The sequence below is a fragment of the Streptomyces sp. NPDC023481 genome (genome assembly GCF_055560195.1).
Genome location: NZ_JBVHJE010000002.1, coordinates 169,635 through 194,585 on the forward strand (window position 1 = coordinate 169,635; position 24,951 = coordinate 194,585).

25 protein-coding genes are annotated in these 24,951 nt (G+C 72.7%); 13 read left to right on the forward strand and 12 right to left on the reverse strand.

Features of this window, described 5'->3' with window-relative positions; all coding sequences use genetic code 11:
- Positions 1–176 precede the first annotated feature (176 nt).
- From ACZ3ZD_RS04970 to ACZ3ZD_RS04980, 3 genes are read left to right on the forward strand one after another with little or no spacing between them, the layout of a single operon-like run.
- A complete protein-coding gene (locus ACZ3ZD_RS04970; RefSeq protein ID WP_467393617.1) occupies positions 177–842 on the forward strand; it encodes a DUF4097 family beta strand repeat-containing protein in 666 nt (221 codons plus the stop codon).
- A 17-nt stretch (positions 843–859) separates the two neighbouring features.
- Complete coding sequence (locus ACZ3ZD_RS04975) at positions 860–1,843, forward strand: ATP-binding cassette domain-containing protein (protein ID WP_467393619.1); 984 nt, start codon at positions 860–862, stop codon at positions 1,841–1,843.
- Positions 1,840–2,658, forward strand: a complete 819-nt coding sequence (locus tag ACZ3ZD_RS04980; protein ID WP_467393621.1) for an ABC transporter permease — start codon at positions 1,840–1,842, stop codon at positions 2,656–2,658. The genes ACZ3ZD_RS04975 and ACZ3ZD_RS04980 overlap by 4 nt, the downstream gene beginning before the upstream one ends.
- 142 nt (positions 2,659–2,800) lie before the next feature.
- Here ACZ3ZD_RS04980 and ACZ3ZD_RS04985 read toward each other — a convergent pair whose 3' ends face one another.
- The 4 genes from ACZ3ZD_RS04985 to ACZ3ZD_RS05000 all read right to left on the reverse strand — a co-directional run bounded on the left by ACZ3ZD_RS04985 (position 2,801) and on the right by ACZ3ZD_RS05000 (position 7,650).
- Positions 2,801–4,018, reverse strand: a complete 1,218-nt coding sequence (locus tag ACZ3ZD_RS04985; protein WP_467393623.1) for an MFS transporter — start codon at positions 4,016–4,018, stop codon at positions 2,801–2,803.
- Positions 4,019–4,111: 93 nt separating this feature from the next.
- A complete protein-coding gene (locus tag ACZ3ZD_RS04990; protein ID WP_467393625.1) occupies positions 4,112–5,161 on the reverse strand; it encodes an endonuclease/exonuclease/phosphatase family protein in 1,050 nt (349 codons plus the stop codon).
- Positions 5,162–5,347: 186 nt separating this feature from the next.
- Entirely contained in the window at positions 5,348–5,977 is a 630-nt protein-coding gene (locus tag ACZ3ZD_RS04995) for a TetR/AcrR family transcriptional regulator (protein WP_467393627.1), read from the reverse strand.
- A gap of 86 nt (positions 5,978–6,063) precedes the next feature.
- Positions 6,064–7,650 (reverse strand): MFS transporter, encoded by a 1,587-nt coding sequence (locus ACZ3ZD_RS05000; protein WP_467393629.1) that lies wholly within the window; start codon positions 7,648–7,650, stop codon positions 6,064–6,066.
- A gap of 180 nt (positions 7,651–7,830) precedes the next feature.
- On the opposite strand from ACZ3ZD_RS05000, the gene panB reads away from it, so the two are divergent.
- From panB to ACZ3ZD_RS05015, 3 genes are all read left to right on the forward strand, one after another.
- The gene (gene panB, locus ACZ3ZD_RS05005) at positions 7,831–8,697 is read left to right on the forward strand and encodes a 3-methyl-2-oxobutanoate hydroxymethyltransferase (protein WP_467393631.1); all 867 of its coding nucleotides are present in this window, start codon (positions 7,831–7,833) and stop codon (positions 8,695–8,697) included.
- 307 nt (positions 8,698–9,004) lie between these two features.
- Positions 9,005–10,030, forward strand: a complete 1,026-nt coding sequence (locus ACZ3ZD_RS05010; protein ID WP_467393633.1) for an ATP-binding cassette domain-containing protein — start codon at positions 9,005–9,007, stop codon at positions 10,028–10,030.
- Entirely contained in the window at positions 10,027–10,899 is an 873-nt protein-coding gene (locus ACZ3ZD_RS05015; protein ID WP_467393635.1) for an ABC transporter permease, read from the forward strand. Before ACZ3ZD_RS05010 ends, ACZ3ZD_RS05015 begins: the two co-directional genes overlap by 4 nt.
- A gap of 54 nt (positions 10,900–10,953) precedes the next feature.
- Here ACZ3ZD_RS05015 and ACZ3ZD_RS05020 read toward each other — a convergent pair whose 3' ends face one another.
- The gene (locus ACZ3ZD_RS05020; protein ID WP_467393637.1) at positions 10,954–14,205 is read right to left on the reverse strand and encodes an AfsR/SARP family transcriptional regulator; all 3,252 of its coding nucleotides are present in this window, start codon (positions 14,203–14,205) and stop codon (positions 10,954–10,956) included.
- Between the two features lie 14 nt (positions 14,206–14,219).
- On the reverse strand, positions 14,220–14,723 hold the full coding sequence (locus tag ACZ3ZD_RS05025) for a DUF6578 domain-containing protein (protein ID WP_467393639.1): 504 nt from the start codon (positions 14,721–14,723) through the stop codon (positions 14,220–14,222).
- A 117-nt stretch (positions 14,724–14,840) separates the two neighbouring features.
- On the opposite strand from ACZ3ZD_RS05025, the gene ACZ3ZD_RS05030 reads away from it, so the two are divergent.
- Complete coding sequence (locus ACZ3ZD_RS05030; protein ID WP_467393640.1) at positions 14,841–15,641, forward strand: site-2 protease family protein; 801 nt, start codon at positions 14,841–14,843, stop codon at positions 15,639–15,641.
- On the opposite strand, the gene ACZ3ZD_RS05035 is transcribed toward ACZ3ZD_RS05030, so the two are convergent.
- Together ACZ3ZD_RS05035 and npdG are read right to left on the reverse strand one after the other, a co-directional pair.
- Complete coding sequence (locus ACZ3ZD_RS05035; RefSeq protein ID WP_467393642.1) at positions 15,631–15,822, reverse strand: hypothetical protein; 192 nt, start codon at positions 15,820–15,822, stop codon at positions 15,631–15,633. The two genes, ACZ3ZD_RS05030 and ACZ3ZD_RS05035, sit on opposite strands and share 11 nt — an antisense overlap.
- A gap of 81 nt (positions 15,823–15,903) precedes the next feature.
- A complete protein-coding gene (gene npdG, locus ACZ3ZD_RS05040) occupies positions 15,904–16,608 on the reverse strand; it encodes an NADPH-dependent F420 reductase (RefSeq protein WP_467393644.1) in 705 nt (234 codons plus the stop codon).
- Between the two features lie 171 nt (positions 16,609–16,779).
- On the opposite strand from npdG, the gene ACZ3ZD_RS05045 reads away from it, so the two are divergent.
- Complete coding sequence (locus tag ACZ3ZD_RS05045; RefSeq protein WP_467393646.1) at positions 16,780–17,376, forward strand: hypothetical protein; 597 nt, start codon at positions 16,780–16,782, stop codon at positions 17,374–17,376.
- Here ACZ3ZD_RS05045 and ACZ3ZD_RS05050 read toward each other — a convergent pair whose 3' ends face one another.
- The gene (locus tag ACZ3ZD_RS05050) at positions 17,377–17,610 is read right to left on the reverse strand and encodes a hypothetical protein (protein ID WP_467393648.1); all 234 of its coding nucleotides are present in this window, start codon (positions 17,608–17,610) and stop codon (positions 17,377–17,379) included.
- A 58-nt stretch (positions 17,611–17,668) separates the two neighbouring features.
- Between ACZ3ZD_RS05050 and map the strand changes: the two genes are divergently transcribed.
- Positions 17,669–18,526: a type I methionyl aminopeptidase gene (gene map, locus ACZ3ZD_RS05055; protein ID WP_467393650.1), complete on the forward strand. Its 858-nt coding sequence runs from the start codon at positions 17,669–17,671 to the stop codon at positions 18,524–18,526.
- 57 nt (positions 18,527–18,583) lie between these two features.
- On the opposite strand, the gene ACZ3ZD_RS05060 is transcribed toward map, so the two are convergent.
- Together ACZ3ZD_RS05060 and ACZ3ZD_RS05065 are read right to left on the reverse strand one after the other, a co-directional pair.
- Positions 18,584–18,796, reverse strand: a complete 213-nt coding sequence (locus ACZ3ZD_RS05060) for a hypothetical protein (RefSeq protein ID WP_467393652.1) — start codon at positions 18,794–18,796, stop codon at positions 18,584–18,586.
- Positions 18,797–18,912: 116 nt separating this feature from the next.
- Complete coding sequence (locus ACZ3ZD_RS05065) at positions 18,913–19,557, reverse strand: PhzF family phenazine biosynthesis protein (protein WP_467393654.1); 645 nt, start codon at positions 19,555–19,557, stop codon at positions 18,913–18,915.
- 222 nt (positions 19,558–19,779) lie between these two features.
- On the opposite strand from ACZ3ZD_RS05065, the gene efeO reads away from it, so the two are divergent.
- The 4 genes from efeO to ACZ3ZD_RS05085 are packed head-to-tail and all read left to right on the forward strand — an operon-like array spanning position 19,780 to position 24,027.
- A complete protein-coding gene (efeO, locus tag ACZ3ZD_RS05070) occupies positions 19,780–20,916 on the forward strand; it encodes an iron uptake system protein EfeO (RefSeq protein WP_467393656.1) in 1,137 nt (378 codons plus the stop codon).
- A gap of 17 nt (positions 20,917–20,933) precedes the next feature.
- On the forward strand, positions 20,934–22,199 hold the full coding sequence (efeB, locus tag ACZ3ZD_RS05075; RefSeq protein ID WP_467393658.1) for an iron uptake transporter deferrochelatase/peroxidase subunit: 1,266 nt from the start codon (positions 20,934–20,936) through the stop codon (positions 22,197–22,199).
- A 3-nt stretch (positions 22,200–22,202) separates the two neighbouring features.
- The gene (gene efeU / locus ACZ3ZD_RS05080; RefSeq protein WP_467393660.1) at positions 22,203–23,075 is read left to right on the forward strand and encodes an iron uptake transporter permease EfeU; all 873 of its coding nucleotides are present in this window, start codon (positions 22,203–22,205) and stop codon (positions 23,073–23,075) included.
- Positions 23,035–24,027 (forward strand): SCO2278 family lipoprotein, encoded by a 993-nt coding sequence (locus tag ACZ3ZD_RS05085; RefSeq protein ID WP_467393662.1) that lies wholly within the window; start codon positions 23,035–23,037, stop codon positions 24,025–24,027. Before efeU ends, ACZ3ZD_RS05085 begins: the two co-directional genes overlap by 41 nt.
- A 101-nt stretch (positions 24,028–24,128) precedes the next feature.
- Here the strand turns inward: ACZ3ZD_RS05085 and ACZ3ZD_RS05090 are convergent, their stop codons facing one another.
- Positions 24,129–24,866 (reverse strand): bifunctional DNA primase/polymerase, encoded by a 738-nt coding sequence (locus ACZ3ZD_RS05090; protein WP_467393664.1) that lies wholly within the window; start codon positions 24,864–24,866, stop codon positions 24,129–24,131.
- Positions 24,867–24,951 lie beyond the last annotated feature (85 nt).

The window sequence follows — 24,951 nt, forward strand, 5'->3', positions numbered from 1 at the left end:
CTCATTTCATTGCAACGACAAGAGAGGAGGTCGTTGCGTTACCATCTGACCCGTTGCAACGATTTCCCTCAACTGACCTGCATTTACATGAGTTCAACGCAACAAGACTGTTGCCGACATCAGGAACGCAACGTAGCGTTTCCTTCATCGGAAACAGAAGTTCGAAGGAGCGCACGATGCAGAAGTTCGCCACCCCCGCCCCGGTCTCCGCCGTCCTCGACATCCCCGCCGGGCGCGTCCGGTTCATCGCCGCGGACCGGACCGACACCACGGTCGAGATCCTGCCCGCGGACGCCGCCAGGAGCCGCGACGTGAAGGCGGCCGAGCAGATCGAGGTCGCCTACGCCGACGGCGTCCTGCGGATCGCGGCCCCGGCCGCGAAGAACCAGCTCTTCGGCGCCTCCGGGGCCGTCGAGGTGACCGTCCAGCTGCCCGTCGGCTCGCACGTCGAGGCCAGGGCGTCCGCCTGCGAGCTGCGCGGGGTCGGCCGCCTCGGCGACCTCGCCTTCGACGGCGCCTACCAGCGGATCAAGATCGACGAAGCCGCCACCGTCCGCCTCACCGCGGTCGACGGCGACGTCGAGGTCGGCCGGCTGGGCGGCTCGGCCGAGATCAGCACCACACGGGGCGACATCCGCATCGCCGAGGCCGGGCGCGGCACGGTCGTGCTGCGCACCGAGTCCGGGGACATCTCCATCGCCGCGGCCCGCGGGGTCTCCGCCGCCCTGGACGCCGGCACCGGTTACGGCCGCGTCGACAACGCCCTCAGGAACGACGGCACCACCGCACTCGCCATCCGCGCCACCACCGCCCACGGTGACATCACCGCCCGCAGCCTCTGAGATCAGGAGCACTCCCCATGACCGACCTGGCCATCGCGGCGACCGGGCTGCGCAAGTCCTACGGCGACAGGACCGTCCTCGACGGAGTCGACCTGGCCGTACCGGAAGGCACGATCTTCTCCCTGCTCGGCCCGAACGGCGCCGGCAAGACCACCGCCGTCAAGATCCTGTCCACGCTGGTCTCGCCCGACCCCTCCTCCGGCGGGATCCGCGTGGGCGGCCACGACCTCGCCACCGACCCCCGTGCGGTACGCGCCGCGATCGGTGTCACCGGGCAGTTCTCCGCCGTCGACGGGCTGATCACCGGCGAGGAGAACATGCTCCTCATGGCGGACCTGCACCACCTGTCCAAGGGCGAACGCCGGCGGGTCACCGCCGAGCTGCTGGAACGCTTCGACCTCACCGAGGCCGCGCGGAAGCCCGCCGCCACCTACTCCGGCGGCATGAAGCGCCGGCTGGACATCGCCATGACCCTGGTCGGGGGCCCGCGGATCATCTTCCTGGACGAGCCGACCACCGGCCTCGACCCGCGCAGCCGTCACACCATGTGGCAGATCATCCGCGAGCTGGTCGCCGACGGCGTCACCGTCTTCCTCACCACGCAGTACCTGGAGGAGGCCGACGAACTCGCCGACCGCATCGCCGTGCTCCACGACGGCACGATCGCCGCCGAGGGCACCGCCGAGGAGCTGAAGCGGATCGTGCCCGGCGGGCACGTCCGGCTCCGCTTCACCGACCCGGCCGCGTACCAGGGCGCCGCCACCGCGCTCGGCGAGGCGTCCCGGGACGACGCGTCCCTCGCCCTGCGCGTCCCGGGCGACGGCAGCCAGCGCGAGCTGCGCTCCCTGCTCGACCGGCTGGACTCGGCCGGCATCGAGGCGGACGAGCTGACCGTGCACACCCCCGACCTCGACGACGTCTTCTTCGCGCTGACCGGCGGCGCGAAGCTCCCCCACCAGCAGCCGCACCCGTCGCACCCGTCGAAGGAGACCGCCCGATGAGCACGTCCAGCGCCCCCGCCCGCCCGGCCCGGCTCTCCCTCGCCGTACGGGACTCGGTGACGATGCTGCGCCGCAACCTCCTGCACGCCCGGCGCTACCCGTCGCTCACGCTGAACCTGCTGCTGACGCCGATCATGCTGCTGCTGCTCTTCGTCTACGTCTTCGGCGACACCATGAGCGCGGGCATCGGCGGCGGCACCCCGGACCGGGCCAGATACATCGCGTACATCGTCCCGGGCCTGCTGCTGATGACCATCGGCAGCACCACGATCGGCACCGCGGTGTCCGTCTCGACCGACATGGCCGAGGGCATCATCGCCCGCTTCCGCACGATGGCGATCCACCGCGGCTCGGTGATCGTCGGGCATGTGATCGGCAGCGTGCTGCAGTCGGTCGCGAGCGTGGTGCTGGTCGGCGCCGTCGCGGTGGCGATCGGGTTCCGTTCCACCGACGCCACCGCCCTGGAGTGGCTGGCGGCGTTCGGCCTGCTGGTGCTCTTCGCCACGGCGCTCACCTGGATCGCGGTCGGCATGGGCCTGGTCAGCCCGAACGCCGAGGCCGCGAGCAACAACGCGATGCCGCTGATCCTGCTGCCGCTGCTGTCCAGCGCCTTCGTCCCACTGGACGCCCTGCCCGGCTGGTTCCGGCCGGTCGCCGAGTACCAGCCGTTCACCCCGGCCATCGAGACGCTGCGGGGCCTCCTCCTGGGCACCGGGATCGGCGACAACGCCTGGCTGGCGGTGGCCTGGTGCGTGGCCCTGACGGCCCTCGGCTACAAGTGGTCGACGGCGAAGTTCCAGCAGGACCCGAGGTAGGGCCCGCAGGTGACTGCCCGATGAGCGGATCCGTTCCGCCCGGTCCCCGCGAAGACGCACGTCGGTGGGCCGGGCGGTCGGCGTGTGCGAAGGAGTCCGCCCACCGCCCCCCTGTCCGGGCCGTCCGGCCCTCCACACCGGGCTACCGGTGCAGGGGCTCCGTCTCCTGGGGGACGTGGGACGTGATCACCCGGCCGGAGGTCGGGGTGGCGCGGCGGCGGTCCACCGTGTAGGCCGCTGTCGCCACGGCGAGGCCCAGGACCGCCAGGGCCGCGCCCGCGAGGGCCGGCGAGGTCGTACCGAAGCCGGCGGCCAGGGCGAGGCCGCCGATCCAGGCGCCGCCGGCGTTGGCCAGGTTGAAGGCCGCCTGGTTGGCGGAGGAGGCGAGGGAGGGGGCCGCGGCGGCCTTCTCCATCACCATCAGCTGGAGCGGGGAGCCGGTGACGAACGCGGCCATGCCCAGCAGGGCCACGCCGAGGGCCGCGCTCCACTCCGCGCGCATCAGCAGCGGGAAGAGCAGCAGGACGAGGACCAGCGCGGTGAGTCCGCCGAACAGGGTGCCGCGCAGCGAGTGGTCCGCGAGGCGGCCGCCCAGCAGGTTGCCGGCCGTGGCGCCGACGCCGAAGAGGGCGAGCAGCAGGGTCACGTTCGTCTCCGCGTAGCCGGCGGCGTCCGTGAGCATCGGGGTGATGTAGCTGTAGGCCGCGAAGAGGGCGCCGAAGCCCGCCACCGTCGTACCGAGGGCCAGCCAGACGGGCAGCGAGCGCAGGGCGGCCAGCTCGCCGCGCAGGCCCGCCGACTCGGCCGCGTGCTCGCGGTCGTGCGGGATGAGCAGGGCGAGGGCGGCGATGGCGGCCAGGCCGATCGCGCCGACCCCGAGGAACGTGGCGCGCCAGCCGAGGTGCTGGCCCATGAGGGTGGCGGCGGGGACGCCGGCGATGTTGGCGACGGTCAGGCCGAGGAACATCAGGGACACCGAGCGCGCCCTGCGCTCCGCCGGGACCATTCCGGTGGCGACGACCGCGCCGACGCCGAAGAACGCGCCGTGCGGCAGCCCGCTCAGGAAGCGGGCGGCCAGCAGCGAGCCGTTGCCGGGGGCGAACGCCGAGAGGGTGTTGCCCACCACGAACAGGGCCATCAGGGAGATGAGCACGGTCCGGCGGGACATGCGCGCGGTCAGCGCGGCCAGCAGCGGGGCGCCGATGACGACGCCCAGCGCGTAGGCCGAGACCAGGTGCCCGGCGGTGGGGATCGAGATGTGCAGGTCGTCCGCGACATCGGGCAGGAGCCCCATCATCACGAACTCGGTCGTGCCGATGCCGAAGGCGCCCACGGCGAGGGCGAGCAGGGCCAGGGGCATGAGGGACCTTTCAGAGCGGTGTGCGTACAGGTTCGAGTCTCGCAGTATGTTCCCGTACGGAACAAATACGCTCAGGTCCGCTATTCCACTGGGTTACGAGCCTGTGTCGAGCTTCACACGGGCCGCCACCGGCAGGTGGTCGCTGTTCGTGCGGGGCAGCGTCCAGCTGCTCTCCGGCTCCGCGCCCCGGACCATGATCTGGTCGATGCGCGCCATCGGGAACGACGCCGGCCAGCTGAACCCGAAGCCGCTGCCCGCCGCGCCCTGCGTGGAGCGCAGCTGGGAGGTGACGGCGTTGAGCGAGCGGTCGTTCATCGTGCCGTTGAGGTCGCCGAGCAGCACGACCCGCTTCAGGGGCTCGTCGGCGATCGCCTCACCGAGCGCGTCGGCGCTCTTGTCCCGCTGCCGGGCGGTGAAGCCGGCCTCCATCTTCACCCGCACCGAGGGCAGGTGGGCGACGTAGACCGCGACCGGGCCGCGGGGCGTGGCGACGGTGGCCCGCATCGCCCGCGTCCAGCCCAGCTTGATGTCGACGGCCTCGACCCCGGTCATCGGGTACTTGCTCCACAGGCCGACCGTGCCGGCCACCGCGTGGAACCGGTACGTCGGCGCGAGCGCCTTCTCGTAGACGGGTACGGCGGAGGCGGGCAGCTCCTCCAGGGCCAGCACGTCGGCTCCGGAGGAGGCCACGTCGGTGGCGGTCGCGGCCGGGTCGGGGTTGTCGGCGTTGACGTTGTGGGTGGCCACCACGAGGTCGCCGCCGCTGCCCGTCTTGTCGGTGAGCAGGCCGCCGAAGAGGTTCAGCCAGACGATCGCCGGGAGGAGGAGCGCGAGCAGCGCGGTCGCCGACCTGCGGACCAGGGCGAGCACCAGGAGCACGGGGACGGCCAGCCCCAGCCAGGGCAGGAACGTCTCGATGAGCGAGCCGAGATTGCCCACCGCGTTGGGGATGTGGGCGTGCACCAGCATCACCAGGGCGAGCAGCAGGGCCAGTACGGCGAGGACCAGGCCGCGCCGCCAGATCCGTGGATCGTTCCGCCAGCCGGAGAACAGGCGTTGTGTGAGGCGCCGAAGCCGGGATGATGGCCGCTCGGGCCCCGAGCCGTCGCCCGCCGTCTCCGTCATGTACGCCTGCTGCGCCATACCGTCTGCCTCACTGCCTGCCGTGCACACCGTTCGCCCCCCTGCTCCTGACGACCCTAGGGGATGATCGGCTCGTTCCCGCCGTCCCATGACGGCCGTACGGAAGACGAGGACGAACGAGCCGGGGCCACGGGTTCCGGTTACCCCGCGGACGGCGCGTTCTGTGACGAAACACGCACACGAGTGCTACGAGGCTGTCGACCTGACGGGTCGTAGGCCCTCCAGGAGCGTGTCGACGATCTGCTCCGCCAGGCCCTCGGGCAGGTCGGCCTCGGGGCGCATGACGGAGCGGACGAGCATGGGGCCGACGAACATGTCGTTGACGAGGTCCAGGTCGACGTCCGCCCGGATCTCGCCGTTCTCCCGCGCCCGGCGCAGCACTTCCAGGGCGAGGACGCGCCGGGGCTCTATGACGTTCGCGTGGTAGGCCGCCCAGACCCGGGGGGAGGACTTCATCTGGGCGTACACGTTGTGCAGGATCGCCGAGGAGCGGCTCACCAGGCCGCGCCGGCGCAGGGCTTCCAGCAGGACGACGAGGTCGTCGCGCAGGCTGGTGCCGGGGAGTTCGGGGTCGGGGGGTTCGGCGGCGCGTACGACGTCGACGAACAGCTCCTCCTTGCCGCTCCAGCGGCGGTAGATGGTGGCCTTGCCGACCCCGGCCGTGCGCGCGACGCGCTCGATGGACAGCTCGGCGAGGGGCACGCCCTCCTCCAGGAGCCTCATCACGCCTTCCAGGATGGCCCGTTCCACGGCTTCGCTGCGCGGCCGGCCCCGGGCGGGTCCGTCCGGCCGTGGCCGGCTGTCGGCAAGGGTCACGTCGTTTCCGTCCTCTCACTGCGCCACGGGAATTGTCCCGCAGCACCCTCCTTCCCCCGTGGAGCCGCCCGCCAGGGCGGGTCCGGTCATTCCGCGGCCGCCACCAACTCCGGTTCGGCGTCGTCGCGCTGGCCGGCCGGCGGCTTGCCCGGCAGGAACAGGGCGGTCACCACGGCGCCGATCAGCGCGACGCCCGTACCGCACAGGGCGGTGGTGTGCATGGCGTGCAGGAAGGCGTCGTTCGCCGGGGCGACCAGGGCCTGGCCGCGCGGGCCGAGCTTCTCGGCGATGCCGAGGGTGGCCTCGACGGACTGGGCGGCGGTGTCGCGCAGGGCCGGCGGCAGCGGGCCGAGCTTGCCCTCGATGCCGTCGCGGTAGGAGGCGGCGAGCACCGAGCCGAGGACGGCGATGCCGAGGGCGCCGCCGACCTGGCGGAAGGTGTTGCTGAGCGCGGAGGCGGAGCCGGCCTTCTCGCGGGGCAGGGCCTGCATGATGACGACGGAGGTCGGCGTCATGATGTGCGCCATGCCGGTGCCCATGAGGAAGAAGACGACCTCCAGCAGCCAGATCGGGGTGTCGACCTCGAAGGTGGCGAAGACGGCCAGGGTCGCCGCGATCAGCACCAGTCCGGCGGTGGTGGTGGCCTTGTTGCCGAACCGCGCGACGACCAGCCGGGCACGCGGCGCGAAGATCATCTGGGCGGCGGCCAGCGGCAGCATCAGCAGGCCGGACTGCAGCGGCGTGTAGCCGCGCACGCTCTGGGTGTAGAAGACGCTGAAGAACGTGACGCCCATCAGCGCGAAGAAGACCAGCGCGATGGCGCTCATGGCGGCCGAGAAGACCTTGTTCCGGAAGTAGGTGACGTCCAGCGACGGGTGGTCGCTGCGCTTCTCGAAGACGACGAAGCCGGCCAGCACGGCGAGCCCGGCGAGGATGGTGGCCAGCACCTTGGCGTCGGTGAAGTCGGCCAGCTCGCCGCCCTTGATGATGCCGTAGACCAGCAGCACCAGGCCGACGACGGACAGCACCACGCCGACCGGGTCGAGGCGGCCGGGGCGCGGGTCGCGGGAGTCGGGCACCAGCCAGACCATCAGGACCAGCGCGAGAATCACGATGGGCACGTTGACGAAGAAGACCGAGCCCCACCAGAAGTGGTCCAGGAGCGCGCCGCCGGTGATCGGGCCGATGGCGATGGCGAGGCCGACGCCGCCGGCCCAGATGCCGATGGCCTTGGGCTGCTCCTCGCGCTCGAAGACGTTCATGAGGACGGCGAGGGTGGCGGGCATGACGAAGGCGGCGCCGAGGGCCATCAGCGCGCGGTAGGCGATCAGCTGGGCCGGCGAGCCGGACTCGGCGGCGAGCGCGGAGCCGATGCCGAACACGGCGATGCCGCCGAGCAGCACCTTCTTGCGGCCGACCCGGTCGCCGACGAGTCCGGCGGTGAACAGCAGGCCGGCGAAGACGAGGGTGTAGGCGTTGATCGCCCACTCGATCTCGCTCTGGGTGGCGCCGAGGCCGGTCGGCGCGGGGGTGGCGATGGTCTTGATGGCGACGTTCAGGATCGAGTTGTCGAGCACCACGATGAGCAGGCTCAGCATCAGCACACCGAGGATCGCCCAGCGGCGCCGGTGCACCGCTTCCGGTATTCGGGAGGCAGGGACGGGACTTGTCATGGGTCCGACCCTACGATCATTTCGATACGGAACCGTCTCGTATCTTATTTTCTTTACGAAGACCTTACGCGGCTCGGCTCACACGGGGCCCCTCTGGCCGTGACTGGCACGAGGTGCCACCATGGAGTCGATCCGGGGACGCCGTCAGGGCGCCTCGAGATGACTGAAGGAGCCGTTGCCATGACGCAGCTTTCGGCTGCCCAGAACACTCCGTCCGACGGCAGCAAGGCGCTGTACGGGGGGAAGGGCACTCGCCGCATCACCGTCCGCGACATCACGCTCGCCAAGGAGCGGGGCGAGAAGTGGCCCATGCTCACCGCCTACGACGCGATGACCGCGTCCGTCTTCGACGAGGCCGGGATCCCGGTGATCCTGGTCGGCGACTCGGCGGGCAACTGCCACCTCGGGTACGAGACCACCGTGCCCGTCACCCTCGACGAGATGACGATGCTGTCGGCCGCCGTCGTACGCGGCACGCGGCGCGCCCTGATCGTCGGCGACCTCCCCTTCGGCTCCTATCAGGAGGGCCCGGTGCAGGCGCTGCGCTCGGCGACCCGGCTGGTGAAGGAGGCCGGGGTCGGCGCGGTCAAGCTGGAGGGCGGCGAGCGCTCGCACGAACAGATCCGGCTGCTGGTGGAGTCCGGCATCCCGGTCATGGCCCACATCGGGCTGACCCCGCAGTCCGTCAACGCGATGGGCTACCGCGTCCAGGGGCGCGGCGAGGAGGCCGCGCAGCAGCTGCTCCGCGACGCCAAGGCCGTGCAGGACGCGGGGGCGTTCGCGGTGGTGCTGGAGCTGGTGCCGGCGGAGCTGGCGGCCGAGGTGACGCGGGTGCTGCACATCCCGACCGTGGGCATCGGGGCGGGGCCGGAGACGGACGCGCAGGTGCTGGTGTGGACCGACATGCTGGGGCTGACGTCCGGGCGGGTGCCGAAGTTCGTCAAGAAGTACGCCGACCTGCGCGCCGTCATGGGCGACGCGGCCAGGGCGTTCGCGGAGGACGTCGTCGGCGGGACGTTCCCGCTGGAGGAGCACTCCGTCCACTGAGCCACTCCCTCGCTGATCGCCTCGGTCACTGATCGCCTCAGCCATTGAGCGACTCAGTCACTGAGCGCCTCGGTCACTGAGCGCCTCAGCCACTGAGCGCCTCAGCCACTGAGCAGCTCGGTCACTGAGCGCCTCGGTCACTGAGCGCCTCGGTCACCGAGTCACCGAACCACTGCGGCACCACGGGCAGCCCGCCGATCGTCCCCCGTCGGCGGGCTGCCCCCGTGTCGGGGCACCGACAGGCGTGTCGGCGGGGTGTCGGGCGGCTGTCGGCCGTTTGTCGGTGGGGGCTGGCACTGTCATCGGCATGACACGCATCGACGACACCCCCGCCGGCGGCCGCTCCGCCGTGACCGTACGGGGACTGGTCAAGCACTACGGCGAGACCAAGGCACTGGACGGCGTCGACCTGGACGTGCGCGAGGGCACCGTGATGGGTGTGCTCGGGCCGAACGGCGCCGGCAAGACCACCCTCGTACGCATCCTGTCCACCCTGATCACCCCCGACGCCGGGCAGGCCACCGTGGCCGGCTACGACGTCGTACGCCAGCCCCGCCGGCTGCGCCGGGTCATCGGTCTCACCGGCCAGTACGCCTCGGTGGACGAGAAGCTGCCGGGCTGGGAGAACCTGTACCTGATCGGCCGCCTGCTGGACCTGTCCCGCAGGGACGCCCGCGCCCGCGCCGCCGAGCTGCTGGAGCGGTTCTCGCTGACGGAGGCGGCCCGGCGGCCCGTGAGCACGTACTCCGGCGGTATGCGGCGGCGCCTGGACCTGGCCGCCTCCATGATCGGCCGTCCGGCCGTGCTGTACCTGGACGAGCCCACCACCGGCCTGGACCCCCGCACCCGCAACGAGGTGTGGGACGAGGTCAAGGCGATGGTCGGCGACGGCGTCACCGTGCTGCTCACCACCCAGTACATGGAGGAGGCCGAGCAGCTCGCCTCCGAGCTGACCGTGGTGGACCGGGGCAAGGTCATCGCGAAGGGCGGGATCGAGGAGCTGAAGGCCCGCGTCGGCGGACGCTCCCTGCGTGTGCGCCCGGTCGACCCGCTCCAGCTGCGCCCGCTCGCCGGGATGCTGGACGACCTGGGCATCACCGGGCTCGCGTCCACCACCGTGGACCACGAGACCGGGACCCTGCTGGTGCCGGTCCTGAGCGACGAGCAGCTGACCGCGGTGGTCGGCGCGGTCACCGCGCGCGGTATCACCATCTCCTCCATCACCACCGAACTGCCCAGCCTGGACGAGGTGTTCCTGTCCCTCACCGGCCACCGTGCCAGTGCCCCGCAGGACGCCGTGCCCGCCGACACCCGCGAAGAGGTCGCCGCATGAGCGCCCACCCGTCACCCACCGCCACCCTGGACGAGGCGCTCGGCGCCCCTTCGATCACCCCGGCCCGCGCCGCCGCGGCCCAGGCCGACACGCCCATCCCGGTGCGGGCCCACCTGCGGCACACCGGTGCGCTGATCCGCCGCAACCTGCTGTGGATCCGGCAGGACCCGGAATCGATGTTCGACGCGATCCTGTTCCCGGTCGTCTTCACCCTGCTGTTCGTGTACGTCTTCGGCGGCTCCATCGGGAAGTCGCTGGGCGGCGGCCAGGACCAGTACGTGCAGTACGTGGTGCCCGGGCTCATGGCCATGATGGGCATGAACATGGCCCAGGGGGTGGGCACCGGCTTCAACCAGGACTTCAACTCCGGTGTCATGGACCGCTTCCGGTCCCTGCCGATCGGCCGCGGCTCCGTCCTCTTCGCGAAGATCGCGGTGGAGCTGATGCGGATGCTGTTCGCGACCGTGGTGCTGCTGGTGGTGGCCCTCCTCGTGGGCTACGACATCGACAGCTGGACCGGTCTGCTGGCCTCCGTGGGCCTGTCCGCGGTGTTCGGCTCGGCGCTGATGTGGGTGTTCCTGACCCTCGGCGTGATCATGAAGAACGCGCAGTCGGTGCAGGCGATGGGCTTCCTGGTGCTGATGCCGCTGCAGTTCGGCTCGTCGATCTTCGCGCCGACCGCGTCGATGCCGGGCTGGCTGCAGTCGTTCACCGACTACAACCCGCTCTCCGCGCTGGCCGACACCGCGCGCGGTCTGATGCAGGGCGGCCCGGTCGCGCACGACCTGTGGGTGACGCTGATCTGGTCGGTGGGCCTGACCGCGGTCATGGCGCCGGTGGCGATCCACAAGTTCCGCACCAAGAGCTGACGCCAGGCCGGTCAGAGCAGGACGGTCAGAACAGGCCGATGCAGAACAGGACGGTCAGAACAGGGCGGCGGCCTCCGCGAGGGAGAGGCCGCCGCCCTCGGCGTACGCGGCCTGGTACGACCGCGCGTCCAGCCCCTCCCGGATCCGCGCCTCGGTCAGGTCGCGGGCCCGCAGCTCCACCCCGGAGGGCACATGGCCGGCCGGCAGCAGCGCGGCGGCGGCGCCCAGGCAGCGGGCGGCGTCGGCGGCGCGGCCGTCGACCCGGGCGAGGGCCATCGCGGCGACGGCGAGGACGACGGAGTGCAGGTGCGGGGCGATGGCCTGGCTCAGCGGGTCGGCGGCGAGGCGCAGCGCCTCGCGGGCCTGGTCGAGGGCCTCCTCGGTGCGCTCCTCCACGGCGCTGAGCCAGGCCTCCTGGCACAGGATCACGGCGTCGAAGACGACGAAGTGCGCGATGCGGGCCTCCTCGCGCAGCAGCCGCAGGTGTTCGCGGGCCTCCCCGACCCGGCCGGTCAGGCTGAGCCAGCCGGCGAGGAAGAGCCGGGCGGCGGGCATGGCCTCGGTGTGGGTGTTGTCCTGGCCGGCGATGACGTCCCGCAGCATCCGTTCGCCGTGTTCGCTCTCGCCCGCCTCCAGCAGGGTGCCGCCGAGCCGGGAGTGCAGCACGGCGACCTGGGCGCGGGCGCCGAGGCGCTCGGCGTGTTCGATGGCGGCCCGGTAGTCGGCGGCGGCCCCGTGGTGGTCGCCCTTGCGTTCCCGGGCCTCACCGCGCGCGGACAGGGCCTCGGTGGCGCCCCAGACGTCGCCGAGGCGGCGGTAGATCCCCAGGGCCTCGTCGGCGTCGCGGGTGGCGTCGCCGGCCCAGTCGGCGCGGTTGGCGAGCAGGTTGGCGCGCAGTTGGAGGGCGCCGGCCAGCTCCCACTCGTAGCCGGGGGTGTCCCGGCAGGTGCGCACGCAGGCGTCGGCGATGGTGCGCAGCCGGTCGGCGCCGCCGGTGAGCAGCGCGGCGAAGAACCACAGGATGCCCGGTGGCCGGCAGATCTGCGGCAGGCCGGGCTCGTAGGTCGCGGCGACCGCGCGGAGCTTCGCCTGTGCCTCGGGCGTCTGCCAGCGGTCGATCTCGGTGTCCATGCAGGCCAGATGGGCCAGGTGGACCCCGCGCCGGGCCTCGGCGAGGATCTCGCCGGTGTACGGCGGCGGGGTGTCGGTGCAGCGCTGCCACACCGGTGCGGCGGGGCGGACCGGCTCGCGGAACGGGTCGGGGCCGAGGGCCATGACCTCCCGGCACCAGGTGCGGGTCTCGATGCGCTGGTCGCGTATCTGCCAGAACCAGAGCAGGGAGAGGACCAGGCAGAGCGCCTCCTGTTCGTCGCGTTCGGCGACGGCGTGCCGCAGGGCGGTGCGCAGGTTCTCGTACTCCAGCTGGAACCGGTCGATGGCGGCGAGCTGCCCGGCGCCGCGCAGCAACGGGTCGGTGGTGCGGGCGAGTTCGCGGTAGTGGGTCAGGTGGGCGCGCTCGGCCTCGGTACGCCGGCCGGACTCGGCGAGGCGTTCGCCGGCGTACTCGGCGACGGTCTCCAGCAACCGGTAGCGCATGCCGCCGTCGGCGGTGGGGGCGGCCACCACCAGGGACTTGTCGACCAGGGAGCCGAGCGCGTCCAGGGCGGCCGGCCCGCACACGGCCTCGGCGGCGGCCAGGTCGCAGCCGCCGGCGAACACCGACAGCCGGGCGAGGACGTCCCGTTCACCGGCGTCCAGCAGGTCCCAGGACCAGTCCACGACGGCCCTGAGGGTCTGCTGGCGGGGCAGCACGGTGCGGCTGCCGGAGGTGAGCAGCCGGAAGCGGTCGTCCAGCCGGTCCGCTATCTGGCGGGGCGTCAGCATGCGCAGCCGGGCCGCCGCCAGCTCGATGGCGAGGGGCAGTCCGTCCAGCCGGCGGCAGATCTCGGCGCACGCCTCGGGGTCGTCCTCGGTCCGGAAGCCGGGCCGGGCCGCCGCGCCCCGGTCGGCGAGCAGCCGCAGCGCGACCGGTTCGGGCAGCGGCTCCACGGGCCGCACCAACTCGCCCGGCACGCCGAGGGGTTCGCGGCTGGTGGCGAGGACGGTCAGCTCGGGGCAGCGGGCCAGCAGCCGCTCGGTGAGGTGGGCGGCGGCGTCCACGACGTGCTCGCAGTTGTCGAGGATGATCAGCATGCGGCGCCGAGCGCAGTGCTCCACGAGCCGTTCGAGGGGGTTGTCGTGCCGGTCGGTGACGGCGCGCATGCCCTCCACGCCGGCGCCGTGCAGCACGGTCTCGCGGGCGCCGATCGCGGTGAGCACGGCCTGCGGTACGGCGTCGGGGTCGTCCACGGGGGCCAGCTCGGCGAGCCAGACGCCGTCCCGGGCGGTGTGCCGTACCGCCTCGGCGGCCTCCTGGGACAGCCGGGTCTTGCCGGCGCCGCCGGGTCCGAGCAGGGTGACCAGGCGGGCCGCGGCGAGGTCGGCGCCGATGGCCCGGATGTCGGCTTCCCGGCCGACGAAGGAGGTCAGCCGGGCGGGCAGGTTGCCGGTGCGGGCCGCGGGCGGCTGCTCGGCGCTTTCCTCGCGCAGCAGCTCGGCGTGCAGGGCGCGCAGTTCGGGGCCGGGGTCGGCGCCGAGCCGGTCCGCGAGCAGGCGCCGTACGTCCTCGTAGGCGGCGAGCGCCTGGGCGGGGCGGCCGGTGTCGCGCAGGGCGCGCAGCCGCAGCGCCTGGAGGGGTTCGTCCAGCGGGTGGTCGTCGCACAGGGCGGTCAGCTCGGGCAGCGCCCGTTCGGCCTGGCCGAGGGCGAGGGCGGCGGTGTGCCGGGCGCGCCGGGCGTCGAGGCGGCGGGTCTCCCAGCGGGCCGCCTCGGCGGTGCGGTCGGGCAGGTCGGCGAGGGCGGGGCCGTGCCACAGGGCGAGGGCCTCGTCGAGGACGGCGGCGGCCTTGGCCGGGTCGCCGTCGGCGAGGGCGGTGAGGCCGTCGCCGGTCAGCCGGTCGAAACGGGTGAGGTCGATGTCGTCGGGTGCGGCGGTGAGCCGGTAGCCGCCGTCGGCGGAGGCGACGGCGTCGGCGCCGAGGGCCCGGCGGAGCCGGCCGACGAGTGCCTGGAGCGCACCGGTGGCGTCGGCGGGCGGGTCGGCGCCCCACACCTCGTCCACCAGCACACCCGCCGGCACGGTGCGTCCGGCCCGGAGGGCGAGAACGCTCAGCAGGGCACGCAGCCGCGCCCCGCCGACGGGGACGGGCGTGCCGTCGGGGCGGATGGCCTGGGTGGTGCCGAGCAGCCGGTATCGCACGGGGGTCATTGTCTCCGGAGCGGTCAGCGGGGGTCGCGGGGCTGCCGCGGTGTGCCGTCGGGAACATCCGGGACATCCGGATCGTCCGGGACGTCCAGGGTGACGAGGACGCCGACGGCACGGCGGACCCGGAAGGGCACCTGCCGCGGCGGCTGCTCCTCGTCCTCGAACGGGTCGAACCACTTCGGGCAGCCGTCGACGGGCTCCAGGGTATGCGCGCCGGGCACCGCCTCCAAACGGCGCCCGGCGGCCATGAGGACCACCTCGCCCGGCCGCGCGGGGGGCGGCTCGACGGCGCGCGGATCGTGGTGGGCCAGGTACTCCTGGTGCACCAGGTGGATGCCGCGGACCCGCCCGGTGGTCTCGTGGCCGGGTCCGCCGTGGTTCTCCACCCACGTCCCGGCGCCGTAGTACTCGCCCTGCGGGGCCCCGGCGTCGACGGCCACCAGCCGCCAGCCGACCTCGTCCCCGACGGCGAACGGCGTGCCGCAGCACTCCATCTGCCAGTCCTCGTAGAACACCCTCATCCGTGCCACTCCCCCACCCTGCTGGAACCGGACGGCCACCGCGAGACGTTTTCCCCTCGCGTCGGCGGCCGGTACGGTCGCAGTCCTCGACCATCCCGGCCGTACAGGAGCCAGCCCATGACCACCGCCACCACCCGCCACGGCGACCGGCAGATCAGCCCCGTGTTCGTCGGCATCCTGGCCGTGACGGCGGTGACCGGCTGGGCGACCTGGTCCGGGTTCGCCGCGCGGCCGGGCATCGCGGTGTTCCTGTTCGTGACCGCGGCCTGGATCGTCTCCCTGTGCCTGCACGAGTACGCGCACGCGCGCACCGCCCTGCACAGCGGGGACATCACGGTGGGCGCGAAGGGCTATCTCACGCTGAACCCGCTGAAGTACACGCACGCGCTGCTGAGCATCGTGCTCCCCGTGCTGTTCGTGATCATGGGTGGGATCGGTCTGCCGGGCGGTGCGGTGTTCATCGAGCGCGACCGGATCCGGGGCCGCTGGCGGCACAGCCTGATCTCGGCGGCGGGCCCGCTGACGAACGTGCTGTTCGCGGCGGTGTGCACGGCCCCGTTCTGGCTGGGCGCGCTGGACGGTGTGCCGGCGGACTTCCGGTTCGCGCTGGCGTTCCTGGCGCTGCTCCAGGTGACGGCGGCGCTGCTGAACTTCCTGCCGGTGCCGGGCCTGGACGGCTACGGGGTGATCGAGCCGTGGCTGTCGTACAAGGTGAAGCGGCAGGTGGAGCCGTTCGCGCCGTTCGGGCTGCTGTTCGTGTTCGCGCTGCTGTGGCTGCCGTCGGTGAACGGCGTGTTCTTCGACGTGATCGACGCGGTCCTGCGGGCGCTGCACGTCGACGACTACGCGCGCTACTGCGGCCAGGCGGAGTACCGCTTCTGGCAGGACACCCCGGAGATCTGCTCGCTCAGCTCGTGACGGAGCGGTCCGGCCCGCCGGCGGCCCGGTCGCGCTTGACGTAGTACCAGGTCATGTTGGAGGACAGGCCGGCCAGCAGCACCCAGACGATCCCCAGCCAGCTGCCCTGCACGAAGGAGACGACGGCGGCGGCCACGGCGAGGACGCAGACGACGAGGGTGTAGAGGGCGATGCGGGGCATGCGGTCGGCTCCGGATCCTGTCGGGATGGGACGGGGGACACTGCTGTGGGTCTCCAGTGTCCCCCATGGCCGGGCCCCGGCTCACACGTCGGTGACGCGCAGCCCGGCGTGTGCCTTGTACCGGCGGTTGACGGAGATCAGGTTGGCGACCAGGGACTCGACCTGGTGGGCGTTGCGCAGCCGGCCCGCGAAGACGCCGCGCATGCCGGGGATACGCCCGGCGAGGGCCTGCACGATCTCCACGTCGGCGCGCTCCTCGCCGAGGACCATCACGTCGGTGTCGATCCGCTCGGTCTCCGGGTCCTGGAGCAGGACGGCCGACAGGTGGTGGAAGGCGGCGGCGACCCGGGAGTCCGGCAGCAGGGCGGCGGCCTGCTCGGCGGCGCTGCCCTCCTCCGGCTTGAGCGCGTAGGCGCCCTTCTTGTCGAAGCCGAGCGGGTTGACGCAGTCCACGACGAGCTTGCCGGCCAGTTCGTCGCGCAGGGACTCCAGGGTGGCGCCGTGGCCCTCCCACGGTACGGCGACGATCACGATGTCGCTGCGGCGCGCGGTCTCGGCGTTGTCGGCGCCCTCGACGCCGTGGCCGAGCTCGTCGGCGGCGGCCCGCGCGCGCTCGGCGGCACGGGAGCCGATGATCACCTTCTGGCCGGCCCGGGCGAGCCGGTAGGCGAGGCCCTTGCCCTGCGGCCCGGTGCCGCCGAGCACGCCGACGACGTACCCGGAGACGTCGGGCAGGTCCCAGGGGTCCTTGGCGGGGGCCTTCTGTGCGCTGTCGCTAGAGGTCATGGCCCGACTCTACGTCCGCCGCCGCGCGCGTACGGGCTCAGGCGGCCGGTGCGCGGGCGCCCGGCGCGGGGGGCGCCGGCCCGGTCGGTCGTCGGGTCGCCGTCCCCCCGTCGGGCGAATCCGGGGGGAACCGCGGGCCACGGGAGACGGGGTGCGGCAGCATCCGGTCCCATGGACGCCGTACGGGTCGCGTTGCTGCGCGAAGTGCTCGCCGGGACCGAGTGGCTGGGGGCCACCCGGAGGTTCGCGGGGGTGCTGCGCGGGTCGGTGGTGGCGCACGGGGGCGGGCTGCTGCTGGTGGGCACTCCGCAGCACGAGCCCTGGCACCTGGCCGCGCACCTGGTGGACGAGGCCGCGTGGTCGGGCACGCCCGAGCTGGCGCCGACGCTGGTACGGCATCACGCGCGCCGCTGCGACCCGCCCCACCTGGCCGTCGGTCCGGGCCGGCTCGCGGCGGCGCGGCGAGGCGAGACCCTGCTGGTGGTGGCACCGGAGGAACCCGCCGCGCTGCTGGAGCGGGTGCACGACGCCCGGCGGGCCGGGGTGACGGTGCTGGCGCTGGGCGCGGGCGGCGGCGAGCTGGCGGCGATGGCGCACGACACGCTGGCCGTGCCGGCGGGGGCGGAGCTGGACCTGGACACCGTCCAGCACCTGGTCAGCGCGGCGGCCGGGGAGAACGGGGGCTCCCCGAGGGCGCGCCGGGGCTTCCGGGACAGGCTGGCCCGCCTGACGGAGACCCTGACGGCGCCCCCGCCGGCGCCTTGGTGATCAGCCCTCGTCGGTGCCGCCGCCGGACGGCGCGTCGTGCCAGCGCGGGTCGTTCTCCCACTGGAGGTTGCGCTCGGCGGCGGTCTCCATCGCGTGCCGGGCCTCCTCGCGGGAGGCGTACGGCCCGAAGCGGTCCTTGCCCGGGCAGTCCGGGCCCTCCTCGACCTTCTGGTGCTCCAGGCAGTAGTACCACTCCCCCGGTTTGCCGGCGGTGCGCTTCTTGAACAGGGCCATGGGCAGCTCCTCTCGCCACCGACATGTTCCCCCATGTCCGCTGGTTAGACTCGCTGGCATGTCTGGCCAGTCGCTGCTCGTACCAGGGGAGCTGTCCCCCACCCGTCCGGTCCCCGGAAACATCCGCCGCCCCGAGTACGTCGGCAGGCCCGCGCCGGCGCCGTACACCGGGCCGGAGGTGCAGACCCCCGAGACGATCGAGGCGATGCGGACCGCCGGCCGTATCGCCGCGCGGGCGATGGCGGAGGCCGCGAAGATCATCGCGCCCGGGGTCACCACGGACCAGCTGGACAAGGTCGCCCACGACTACATGTGCGACCACGGGGCGTACCCGTCCACGCTGGGCTACCGCGGCTTCCCGAAGTCGCTGTGCACGTCGGTCAACGAGGTCATCTGCCACGGCATCCCGGACTCGACGGTCCTCAGGGACGGCGACATCGTCAACCTGGACGTGACGGCGTACATCGGCGGGGTGCACGGCGACAACAACGCCACCTACCTGGTCGGCGACGTGGACGAGGAGTCGCGGCTGCTGGTGGAGCGCACGCGGGAGGCGCTGAACCGGGCGATCAAGGCCGTGAAGCCGGGCCGGCAGATCAACATCATCGGGCGGGTCATCGAGTCGTACGCCAAGCGCTTCGGCTACGGCGTCGTCCGGGACTTCACCGGGCACGGCATCAGCACCTCGTTCCACTCCGGCCTGATCGTCCCGCACTACGACAGCCCGCACGCGACGACGGTGATGCAGCCGGGGATGACGTTCACGATCGAGCCGATGCTGACGCTCGGCACCCACGAGTACGACATGTGGGACGACGGCTGGACGGTCGTGACGAAGGACCGCAAGCGGACCGCGCAGTTCGAGCACACCCTGGTGGTCACGGACACCGGCGCGGACATCCTCACCCTGCCCTGACCCGGTCCTGACGACCGGGTCCCCCGCGCCGCCCGGGCGCCGGGGACCCGGTTCGCGTCAGCGCAGGTAGTCGCTGCAGTGGGCGCCGGACCAGGAGATGTGGTTCTCCAGCGAGGTGAGGTCGCCGGCGTACGGGCTGCAGACGGCGCCTTCGTCGCCGCCGTCGTTGCCGCCGCGGACGTCGTAGCCGGCCGCGCCGGCCGTCGTCGCGCCGGTGGCGACGAGGGCGGCGCCGAGGACCGTCGCTGCCAGGACTGATCTGATGCGCATGGTGCTCCTCTCAGGGAGGCGGAGTGGTCATGCGCAGAGGTCCCCGTTCGCCTTCGCACGCACACGCGGATCCACTCGAACGGGGGCGCGGGTCCTCACCCGGACGTGCGGGCGTCTCAGCGCTCCAGGTGGACCCGGCCGCCGACCTCGATCCAGCCGTGCGGCTGGGGCGCGGTGAGGATCTGCGAGCCCCGGCCCTGGGTGATGTTCAGGGCCCGGCCCAGCCGGTCGGTGAGGAGCAGGGCGGCCGCGCCGGTGGCCTCGTCCTCGTCGATCCCGTCGCCGCGGCCGGGGAAGGCGCGGGCCCGCACCCGTCCGGCGGCCTCGTCCTCCCAGGCCCAGGCGTAGAGCCACTCCCCGGGCGGCGGCACCTCCAGCGCGTCCACCTCGGCGGCGCTCGGGTACCGGCGCAGGGTGCGCGGCGGCGCCCACTCGGCGCGGGCCTCGATCCAGCTGAACTCGCCGTCCAGCCGGGTTCCCACCGTCCCGGCGGGGGTGACCAGTTCGGGCACGTCCAGCAGCCAGGCCGCGCCCACGCAGGGGTGGCCGGCGAAGGGCAGGCGCAGGGTGGGCGTGTAGATGTCGATCACTCCGCGCTCGGGGTCGTCCACGAACACGGTCTCGCTGAAGCCGAGTTTGGCCGCCAGCTCCTGGCGGTCGCTCCGCTCGGGCAGCACCGAGCCGTCGCGGACGACGCCCAGCTCGTTGCCGTAGCCGCCGTCCGGCCCGCAGAAGACGCGGAGTACGTCGTAGTCAGTCACGGGCACATTGAAGCACCGCGGCCGGACGGGGCCCGCCCGCACGTCCGGCCGCTGCCTGGCAGCGCCTTTGCCGTGTGTCGCCGTCTCTTTTGGGACATCGCGATCAAGCCGTGCCTGTGCGCTTCCCGTGAGAGCTGAATCACGGCACCCGGGGATAAGGGTGAGGTTAGCCTCATGTAAGTTAGGGCAGCCTCACCAGACCGGAATCCGCTTGGAGCCTGCATGCGCGCCGCCCGACTGACCGTCACCGCCGCCGCCACGGCGGCGGCTCTGACCGCCCTCTCGGCCTGCACCGCGAAGAGCGACGCCAAGGACGGCGACGCCATCCAGGTCACGGCCGCCGACTCCCGGTGCGAGACCTCCGGCACCTCCGTGCCGGCCGGCCAGGTCACCCTGAAGATCGAGAACAAGGGCTCGAAGGCCACCGAGGTCGAGATCCTGTTCCCGGACGACCGGATCGTCTCCGAGAAGGAGAACATCGGCCCCGGCACCAAGTACACGCTCACCGCCGAGGTGAAGGCCGGCTCCTACGAGATCGCCTGCCGGCCCGGCATGAAGGGCCACGGCGTCCGGCAGAAGCTCACCGTGACCGGCGCCGGCGGCACGGCCAAGCGCGACCCGAGGCTGGACCAGGCCGTCGCCCAGTACCGCCAGTACGCCCAGGACCAGGCCGACCAGACCCTGCCGAAGGCCGAGACCTTCGTGAAGGCGGTCCAGGCCGGCGACCTGGACGCCGCGAAGAAGGCCTACGGCCTCTCCCGCCTCGGCTGGGAGCGCACCGAGCCGGTCGCCGAGTCCTTCGGTGACATCGACCCGAAGGTCGACGCCCGCGCCGACGGCCTGGAGGCCGGCCAGAAGTGGACCGGCTGGCACCGGCTGGAGAAGGCCCTGTGGCAGGACAAGAAGATCGGCGCCCAGGAGAAGGCCCTCGCCGGTCGGCTGCTGACGGACCTCAAGGACTGGCAGGGCCGGGTCGGCAAGGCCGAGATCACCCCGACCTCCATGGCCAACGGTGCCAAGGAGCTGCTGGACGAGGTCGCCACCGGCAAGGTCACCGGCGAGGAGGACCGCTACGCCCACAGCGACCTGATCGACTTCAAGGGCAACGTCGAGGGCGCCCAGAAGGCGTACGAGCTGCTGAAGCCGGTCGCCGCGAAGAACGACCCGGCGCTGACCAAGGAGCTGGACAAGCAGTTCACCGCCCTGAACACGCTGCTGGACGGCTACCGCTCGGACAAGTCCTCGTACGACTTCGTCTCCTACGACAAGGTCACCAAGGACCAGCGCAAGGAGCTGTCGGACGCGGTGAACGCGCTCGCCGAGCCGCTGTCCAAGCTCGCCGCCGCGGTCGTGAAGTGAGCAGGGGGGACAAGCTGATGACCGAGACCCAGCAGGCCCAGGGGACCCAGGCCGCCCCGTCGCGTCGCGCGCTGATCGGCTGGGGCGGTGCCGGGCTCGCGCTCGGGGCCGCCGTGGCCGGCGGGGCCGTGGCGATGACCCAGGCGGGCGACGACATGGACCCGGCCGCCGCCGACACCGGTGGCGCGGTGGAGTTCCACGGCGCCCACCAGGCCGGCATCGCGACCCCGGTGCAGGACCGACTGCACTTCGCCGCGTTCGACGTGAAGACCGAGGACCGCGACGCCTTCGTGCAGATGCTGAAGGACTGGACCGCGGCGGCCCGCCGGATGACCGCGGGCAAGCCGGTCGGCGAGGGCGCCTACGGCGGGCTCGCCGAGGCCCCGCCGGACGACACCGGCGAGGCGCTCGGGCTCAAGCCGTCCCGGCTGACCCTGACCATCGGGTTCGGGCCGTCGCTGTTCGACCGGTTCGGGCTCGCCGACCGGCGGCCCGCGGCCCTGGTCGACCTGCCCGCGTTCCCCGGCGACAACCTGGACGGTTCCCGCACCGGCGGCGACCTGTGCGTCCAGGCCTGCTCCGACGACCCGCAGGTCGCCGTGCACGCCATCCGCAACCTCGCCCGCATCGGCTTCGGCAAGGTCGCCGTCCGCTGGTCCCAGCTCGGCTTCGGCAAGACCTCCTCCACCACCCCGGGCGCGCAGACCCCGCGCAACCTGATGGGCTTCAAGGACGGCACCCGCAACATCGCGGGCACCGAGACCGACCGGCTGAGGAAGTTCGTGTGGGTCGGCGGCGAGGACGGACCGGACTGGATGACCGGAGGGTCGTACCTGGTCGCCCGGCGCATCCGGATGAACATCGAGACCTGGGACCGCGCCTCCCTGCAGGAGCAGGAGGACGTGTTCGGCCGGGACAAGCGCGAGGGCGCCCCGGTCGGCAAGGCCAAGGAGCACGACGCGCCGTTCCTGAAGGCGATGAAGCCGGACGCGCACGTGCGGCTCGCGCACCCCGACTCCAACAACGGGATCACCATCCTGCGCCGGGGCTACTCCTTCACCGACGGCACCGACGGCCTCGGCCGGCTGGACGCGGGACTGTTCTTCCTCGCCTACCAGCGGGACGTACGCAAGGGGTTCATCCCGCTCCAGCGCAGCCTCTCCGCGCACGACGCGCTCAACGAGTACATCCAGCACGTGGGTTCGGCGGTCTTCGCGATCCCGCCCGGCGTCCGGGACACCGGCGACTGGTGGGGCCGGACGCTGTTCTCGAAGGAGGCGTAGTCCGTGTTCTCCAACTACCTGATCGGTCTGCGCGAGGGCCTGGAGGCGTCGCTCGTCGTCTGCATCCTGATCGCCTACCTGGTCAAGACCGGCCGCAGGGACGCCATCAGGCCGATCTGGATCGGTATCGCCGGCGCCATCGCGCTGGCGCTCGGCTTCGGCTGCGCCCTGGAGTTCGGCTCGCAGGAGATGACGTTCGAGGCGCAGGAGGCCCTCGGCGGCTCCCTGTCGATCATCGCCGTGGGCCTGGTGACCTGGATGGTGTTCTGGATGCGGCGCACCGCCCGGCACCTGAAGGCGGAGCTGCACGGCAGGCTGGACGCGGCCCTCGCGCTCGGCACGGGCGCGCTGGTCGCCACCGCGTTCCTCGCGGTCGGCCGGGAGGGCCTGGAGACCGCGCTGTTCGTGTGGGCGTCGGTGCACGCGGCCTCCGACGGCACCCCGCGCCCGCTGGTCGGGGTCGTCCTCGGCATCGCCACCGCGGTGTTCCTGGGCTGGCTGTTCTACCGGGGCGCCCTGAAGATCAACCTGGCCAAGTTCTTCACCTGGACCGGCGGCATGCTGGTCGTGGTCGCCGCCGGCGTGCTCGCGTACGGCTTCCACGACCTGCAGGAGGCCGGCTGGATCCCGGGCATCAACAAACTGGCCTTCGACATCAGCGACACCGTCGCGCCGGACAGCTGGTACGGCACCCTGCTCAAGGGCGTCTTCAACTTCCAGCCCGATCCGACGGTCGTCCAGGTCTGGGTGTGGGCGCTGTATCTGGTCCCGGTGCTCGCGCTGTTCCTCTCCCCGGTAGGGTTCGCCTCCGGAAAGGGGAAGGTGAAGGAGCCCGATGACCAGGGAACGCGGCCCTCGACGGCCTCGCAGGCGTGACCGGAACGCACTCATAGCGGCCTCGCTGACCGCTTTGTCGCTGACCGCGAGCGGATGCGTGGTGGTGCACGGGGAGCGTGTCGTGCTCCCCGCGACCACCCGTGCCGAGGCCGCCAAGGCACTCACCGCGTTCACGACCGCGTACAACAGGGCCGACAAGGCCTACGACAGCTCCCTGGACGCGCCCTACGTCACCGGTGCCGTCGCCGACATCGACTCCGCCCGGCTGCGGGCCGGGCACGTCAACAGCCCCTCCGGGAACCGGGACCACACCCCGCTGAAGCTGACGGACGTGAAGTACACGATCCCGGCGAAGGCCGGCTGGCCGCGCTGGTTCGTCGCCGACGGGCGGGGCAACAAGGGCGGCAACTTCCGCTGGGTGCTGGTGTTCACCCGCGCCGACCTCGGCGAGCGGTGGCGGGTGGGCTATCTGACGCTGATGGCGCCCGGCACCGTACCGGAGTTCGCCAAGGACGCGGACGGCTGGGCCGAGGCCGTACCGGCCGACAGCGCCCGGCAGGCCGTCCGGCCCGACGAGTTGAGCCGGGCGTACGCCACGTACCTGAAGAACGGCGGGCAGACCTTCGCGGACGGCCCCGACACCAGCGGACTGCGCGCGGACCGCGGGAAGGCGGCCAGGAAGCCGGGCCTGGTCCGGCAGTTCATCGACGAACCCCTCACCCACGGCGCCTACGCGCCGCTCGCGCTGCGCACGGCGGACGGCGGGGCGCTGGTGTTCTTCACCACGCACCACTACGAGAAGCGGACCGCCTACACCGGTGGCACCGTGTCCGTCCCGAGCAAGGACGTGCAGGCCCTGGTCAAGGGCGAGGTGAAGCAGTCCCTGACGCTGGAGTCGGTCGCCAACGAGGCCGTGCTCGACCCGGCCGGCAGCGGTCCGGTGCGGATGCTCGGGCGGGTGCAGGGCCTGACGGCCGCGCAGGGCGAGTAGCAGGCGGGGCCGGCCGGTGGCGCCGGGTGCGCCAGTGGTGCCGGGTCCGTCAGCGGCGCCGGGTCCGTCAGCGGTGCAGGGGCGTCAGCGGTGCAGGGCCGTCAGCGGTGCAGGGGCCAGGCCGCGCCCTGGGGGCCGGCCTCGGTGCCCACGTGCCGGGCGCAGGCGTCGGTGAGCACCTCCAGCAGGCTGAGCGGGTCGGGCAGCGCGTGCTCCGGGCCGCGCAGCCAGCGCACCCGCTGCCCCTCGTCGCCGGGCAGCCGGGCGGGCGGTACGAGCACGTAGGAGCCCCGGCAGTGCCAGCGCAGGCCGGGGTGCTCGTCCATCGTCTCGGGGTGGCAGTCCAGTTCGCACGGCCACCACTCGTCCTCGTCCTCGGGGGTGCCCCGGGTGAGGGTGAAGAACAGCATGCGTCCGTCGTCGCTCTCGGCGACCGGTCCGACCTCGACGCCGGAGCCGAGCAGCCGCTCCATGGCCTCCCGGCCGGCCGCCAAGGGCACGTCCAGCACGTCGTGGACCATGCCGGTGGCGGTGATGAAGTTGGCCTGCGGCTGGTGCCTGGCCCAGCGCTCGATCTGGGCGGGGTCGGTGGTGGACTGCGTCTGCCAGGCGAACGACACCGGGTGCCGGGCCGGGGTGGGACAGCCCACGCGGTCGCAGGAACAGCGGTAGCCGTCGGTGGGGTGGGCGGCGGGGGCGAGGGGCAGTCCCGCGCCGGCGGCGGCGAGCAGCAGGTCCTCACGGCTGTCGTCGGCGGCGGCCTCCTTCGGGCGGCGTCCGAGCAGCCACTGGGAGAGTTTGCCCTGCCGGCCGGACCGGCCGCCGAACGTCGCGCTCATCTATCCCCTCGCCTCGCTGTGGTGCGGACAGCATGCCCTATCGTCCCATCTTCACGTGCTTCGGGGGTCCGAAAACCGACGGAAC

Coding starts and splice junctions, on each gene's coding strand:
- ACZ3ZD_RS04970 (WP_467393617.1), top strand. CDS start 177: ATGCAGAAGTTCGCCACCCCCGCCCCGGTCTCCGCCGTCCTCGACATC.
- ACZ3ZD_RS04975 (WP_467393619.1), top strand. CDS start 860: ATGACCGACCTGGCCATCGCGGCGACCGGGCTGCGCAAGTCCTACGGC.
- ACZ3ZD_RS04980 (WP_467393621.1), top strand. CDS start 1,840: ATGAGCACGTCCAGCGCCCCCGCCCGCCCGGCCCGGCTCTCCCTCGCC.
- ACZ3ZD_RS04985 (WP_467393623.1), bottom strand. CDS start 4,018: ATGCCCCTGGCCCTGCTCGCCCTCGCCGTGGGCGCCTTCGGCATCGGC.
- ACZ3ZD_RS04990 (WP_467393625.1), bottom strand. CDS start 5,161: ATGGCGCAGCAGGCGTACATGACGGAGACGGCGGGCGACGGCTCGGGG.
- ACZ3ZD_RS05000 (WP_467393629.1), bottom strand. CDS start 7,650: ATGACAAGTCCCGTCCCTGCCTCCCGAATACCGGAAGCGGTGCACCGG.
- panB (WP_467393631.1), top strand. CDS start 7,831: ATGACGCAGCTTTCGGCTGCCCAGAACACTCCGTCCGACGGCAGCAAG.
- ACZ3ZD_RS05010 (WP_467393633.1), top strand. CDS start 9,005: ATGACACGCATCGACGACACCCCCGCCGGCGGCCGCTCCGCCGTGACC.
- ACZ3ZD_RS05015 (WP_467393635.1), top strand. CDS start 10,027: ATGAGCGCCCACCCGTCACCCACCGCCACCCTGGACGAGGCGCTCGGC.
- ACZ3ZD_RS05020 (WP_467393637.1), bottom strand. CDS start 14,205: ATGACCCCCGTGCGATACCGGCTGCTCGGCACCACCCAGGCCATCCGC.
- ACZ3ZD_RS05025 (WP_467393639.1), bottom strand. CDS start 14,723: ATGAGGGTGTTCTACGAGGACTGGCAGATGGAGTGCTGCGGCACGCCG.
- ACZ3ZD_RS05030 (WP_467393640.1), top strand. CDS start 14,841: ATGACCACCGCCACCACCCGCCACGGCGACCGGCAGATCAGCCCCGTG.
- ACZ3ZD_RS05035 (WP_467393642.1), bottom strand. CDS start 15,822: ATGCCCCGCATCGCCCTCTACACCCTCGTCGTCTGCGTCCTCGCCGTG.
- npdG (WP_467393644.1), bottom strand. CDS start 16,608: ATGACCTCTAGCGACAGCGCACAGAAGGCCCCCGCCAAGGACCCCTGG.
- ACZ3ZD_RS05045 (WP_467393646.1), top strand. CDS start 16,780: ATGGACGCCGTACGGGTCGCGTTGCTGCGCGAAGTGCTCGCCGGGACC.
- ACZ3ZD_RS05050 (WP_467393648.1), bottom strand. CDS start 17,610: ATGGCCCTGTTCAAGAAGCGCACCGCCGGCAAACCGGGGGAGTGGTAC.
- map (WP_467393650.1), top strand. CDS start 17,669: ATGTCTGGCCAGTCGCTGCTCGTACCAGGGGAGCTGTCCCCCACCCGT.
- ACZ3ZD_RS05060 (WP_467393652.1), bottom strand. CDS start 18,796: ATGCGCATCAGATCAGTCCTGGCAGCGACGGTCCTCGGCGCCGCCCTC.
- efeO (WP_467393656.1), top strand. CDS start 19,780: ATGCGCGCCGCCCGACTGACCGTCACCGCCGCCGCCACGGCGGCGGCT.
- efeB (WP_467393658.1), top strand. CDS start 20,934: ATGACCGAGACCCAGCAGGCCCAGGGGACCCAGGCCGCCCCGTCGCGT.
- ACZ3ZD_RS05085 (WP_467393662.1), top strand. CDS start 23,035: ATGACCAGGGAACGCGGCCCTCGACGGCCTCGCAGGCGTGACCGGAAC.
- ACZ3ZD_RS05090 (WP_467393664.1), bottom strand. CDS start 24,866: ATGAGCGCGACGTTCGGCGGCCGGTCCGGCCGGCAGGGCAAACTCTCC.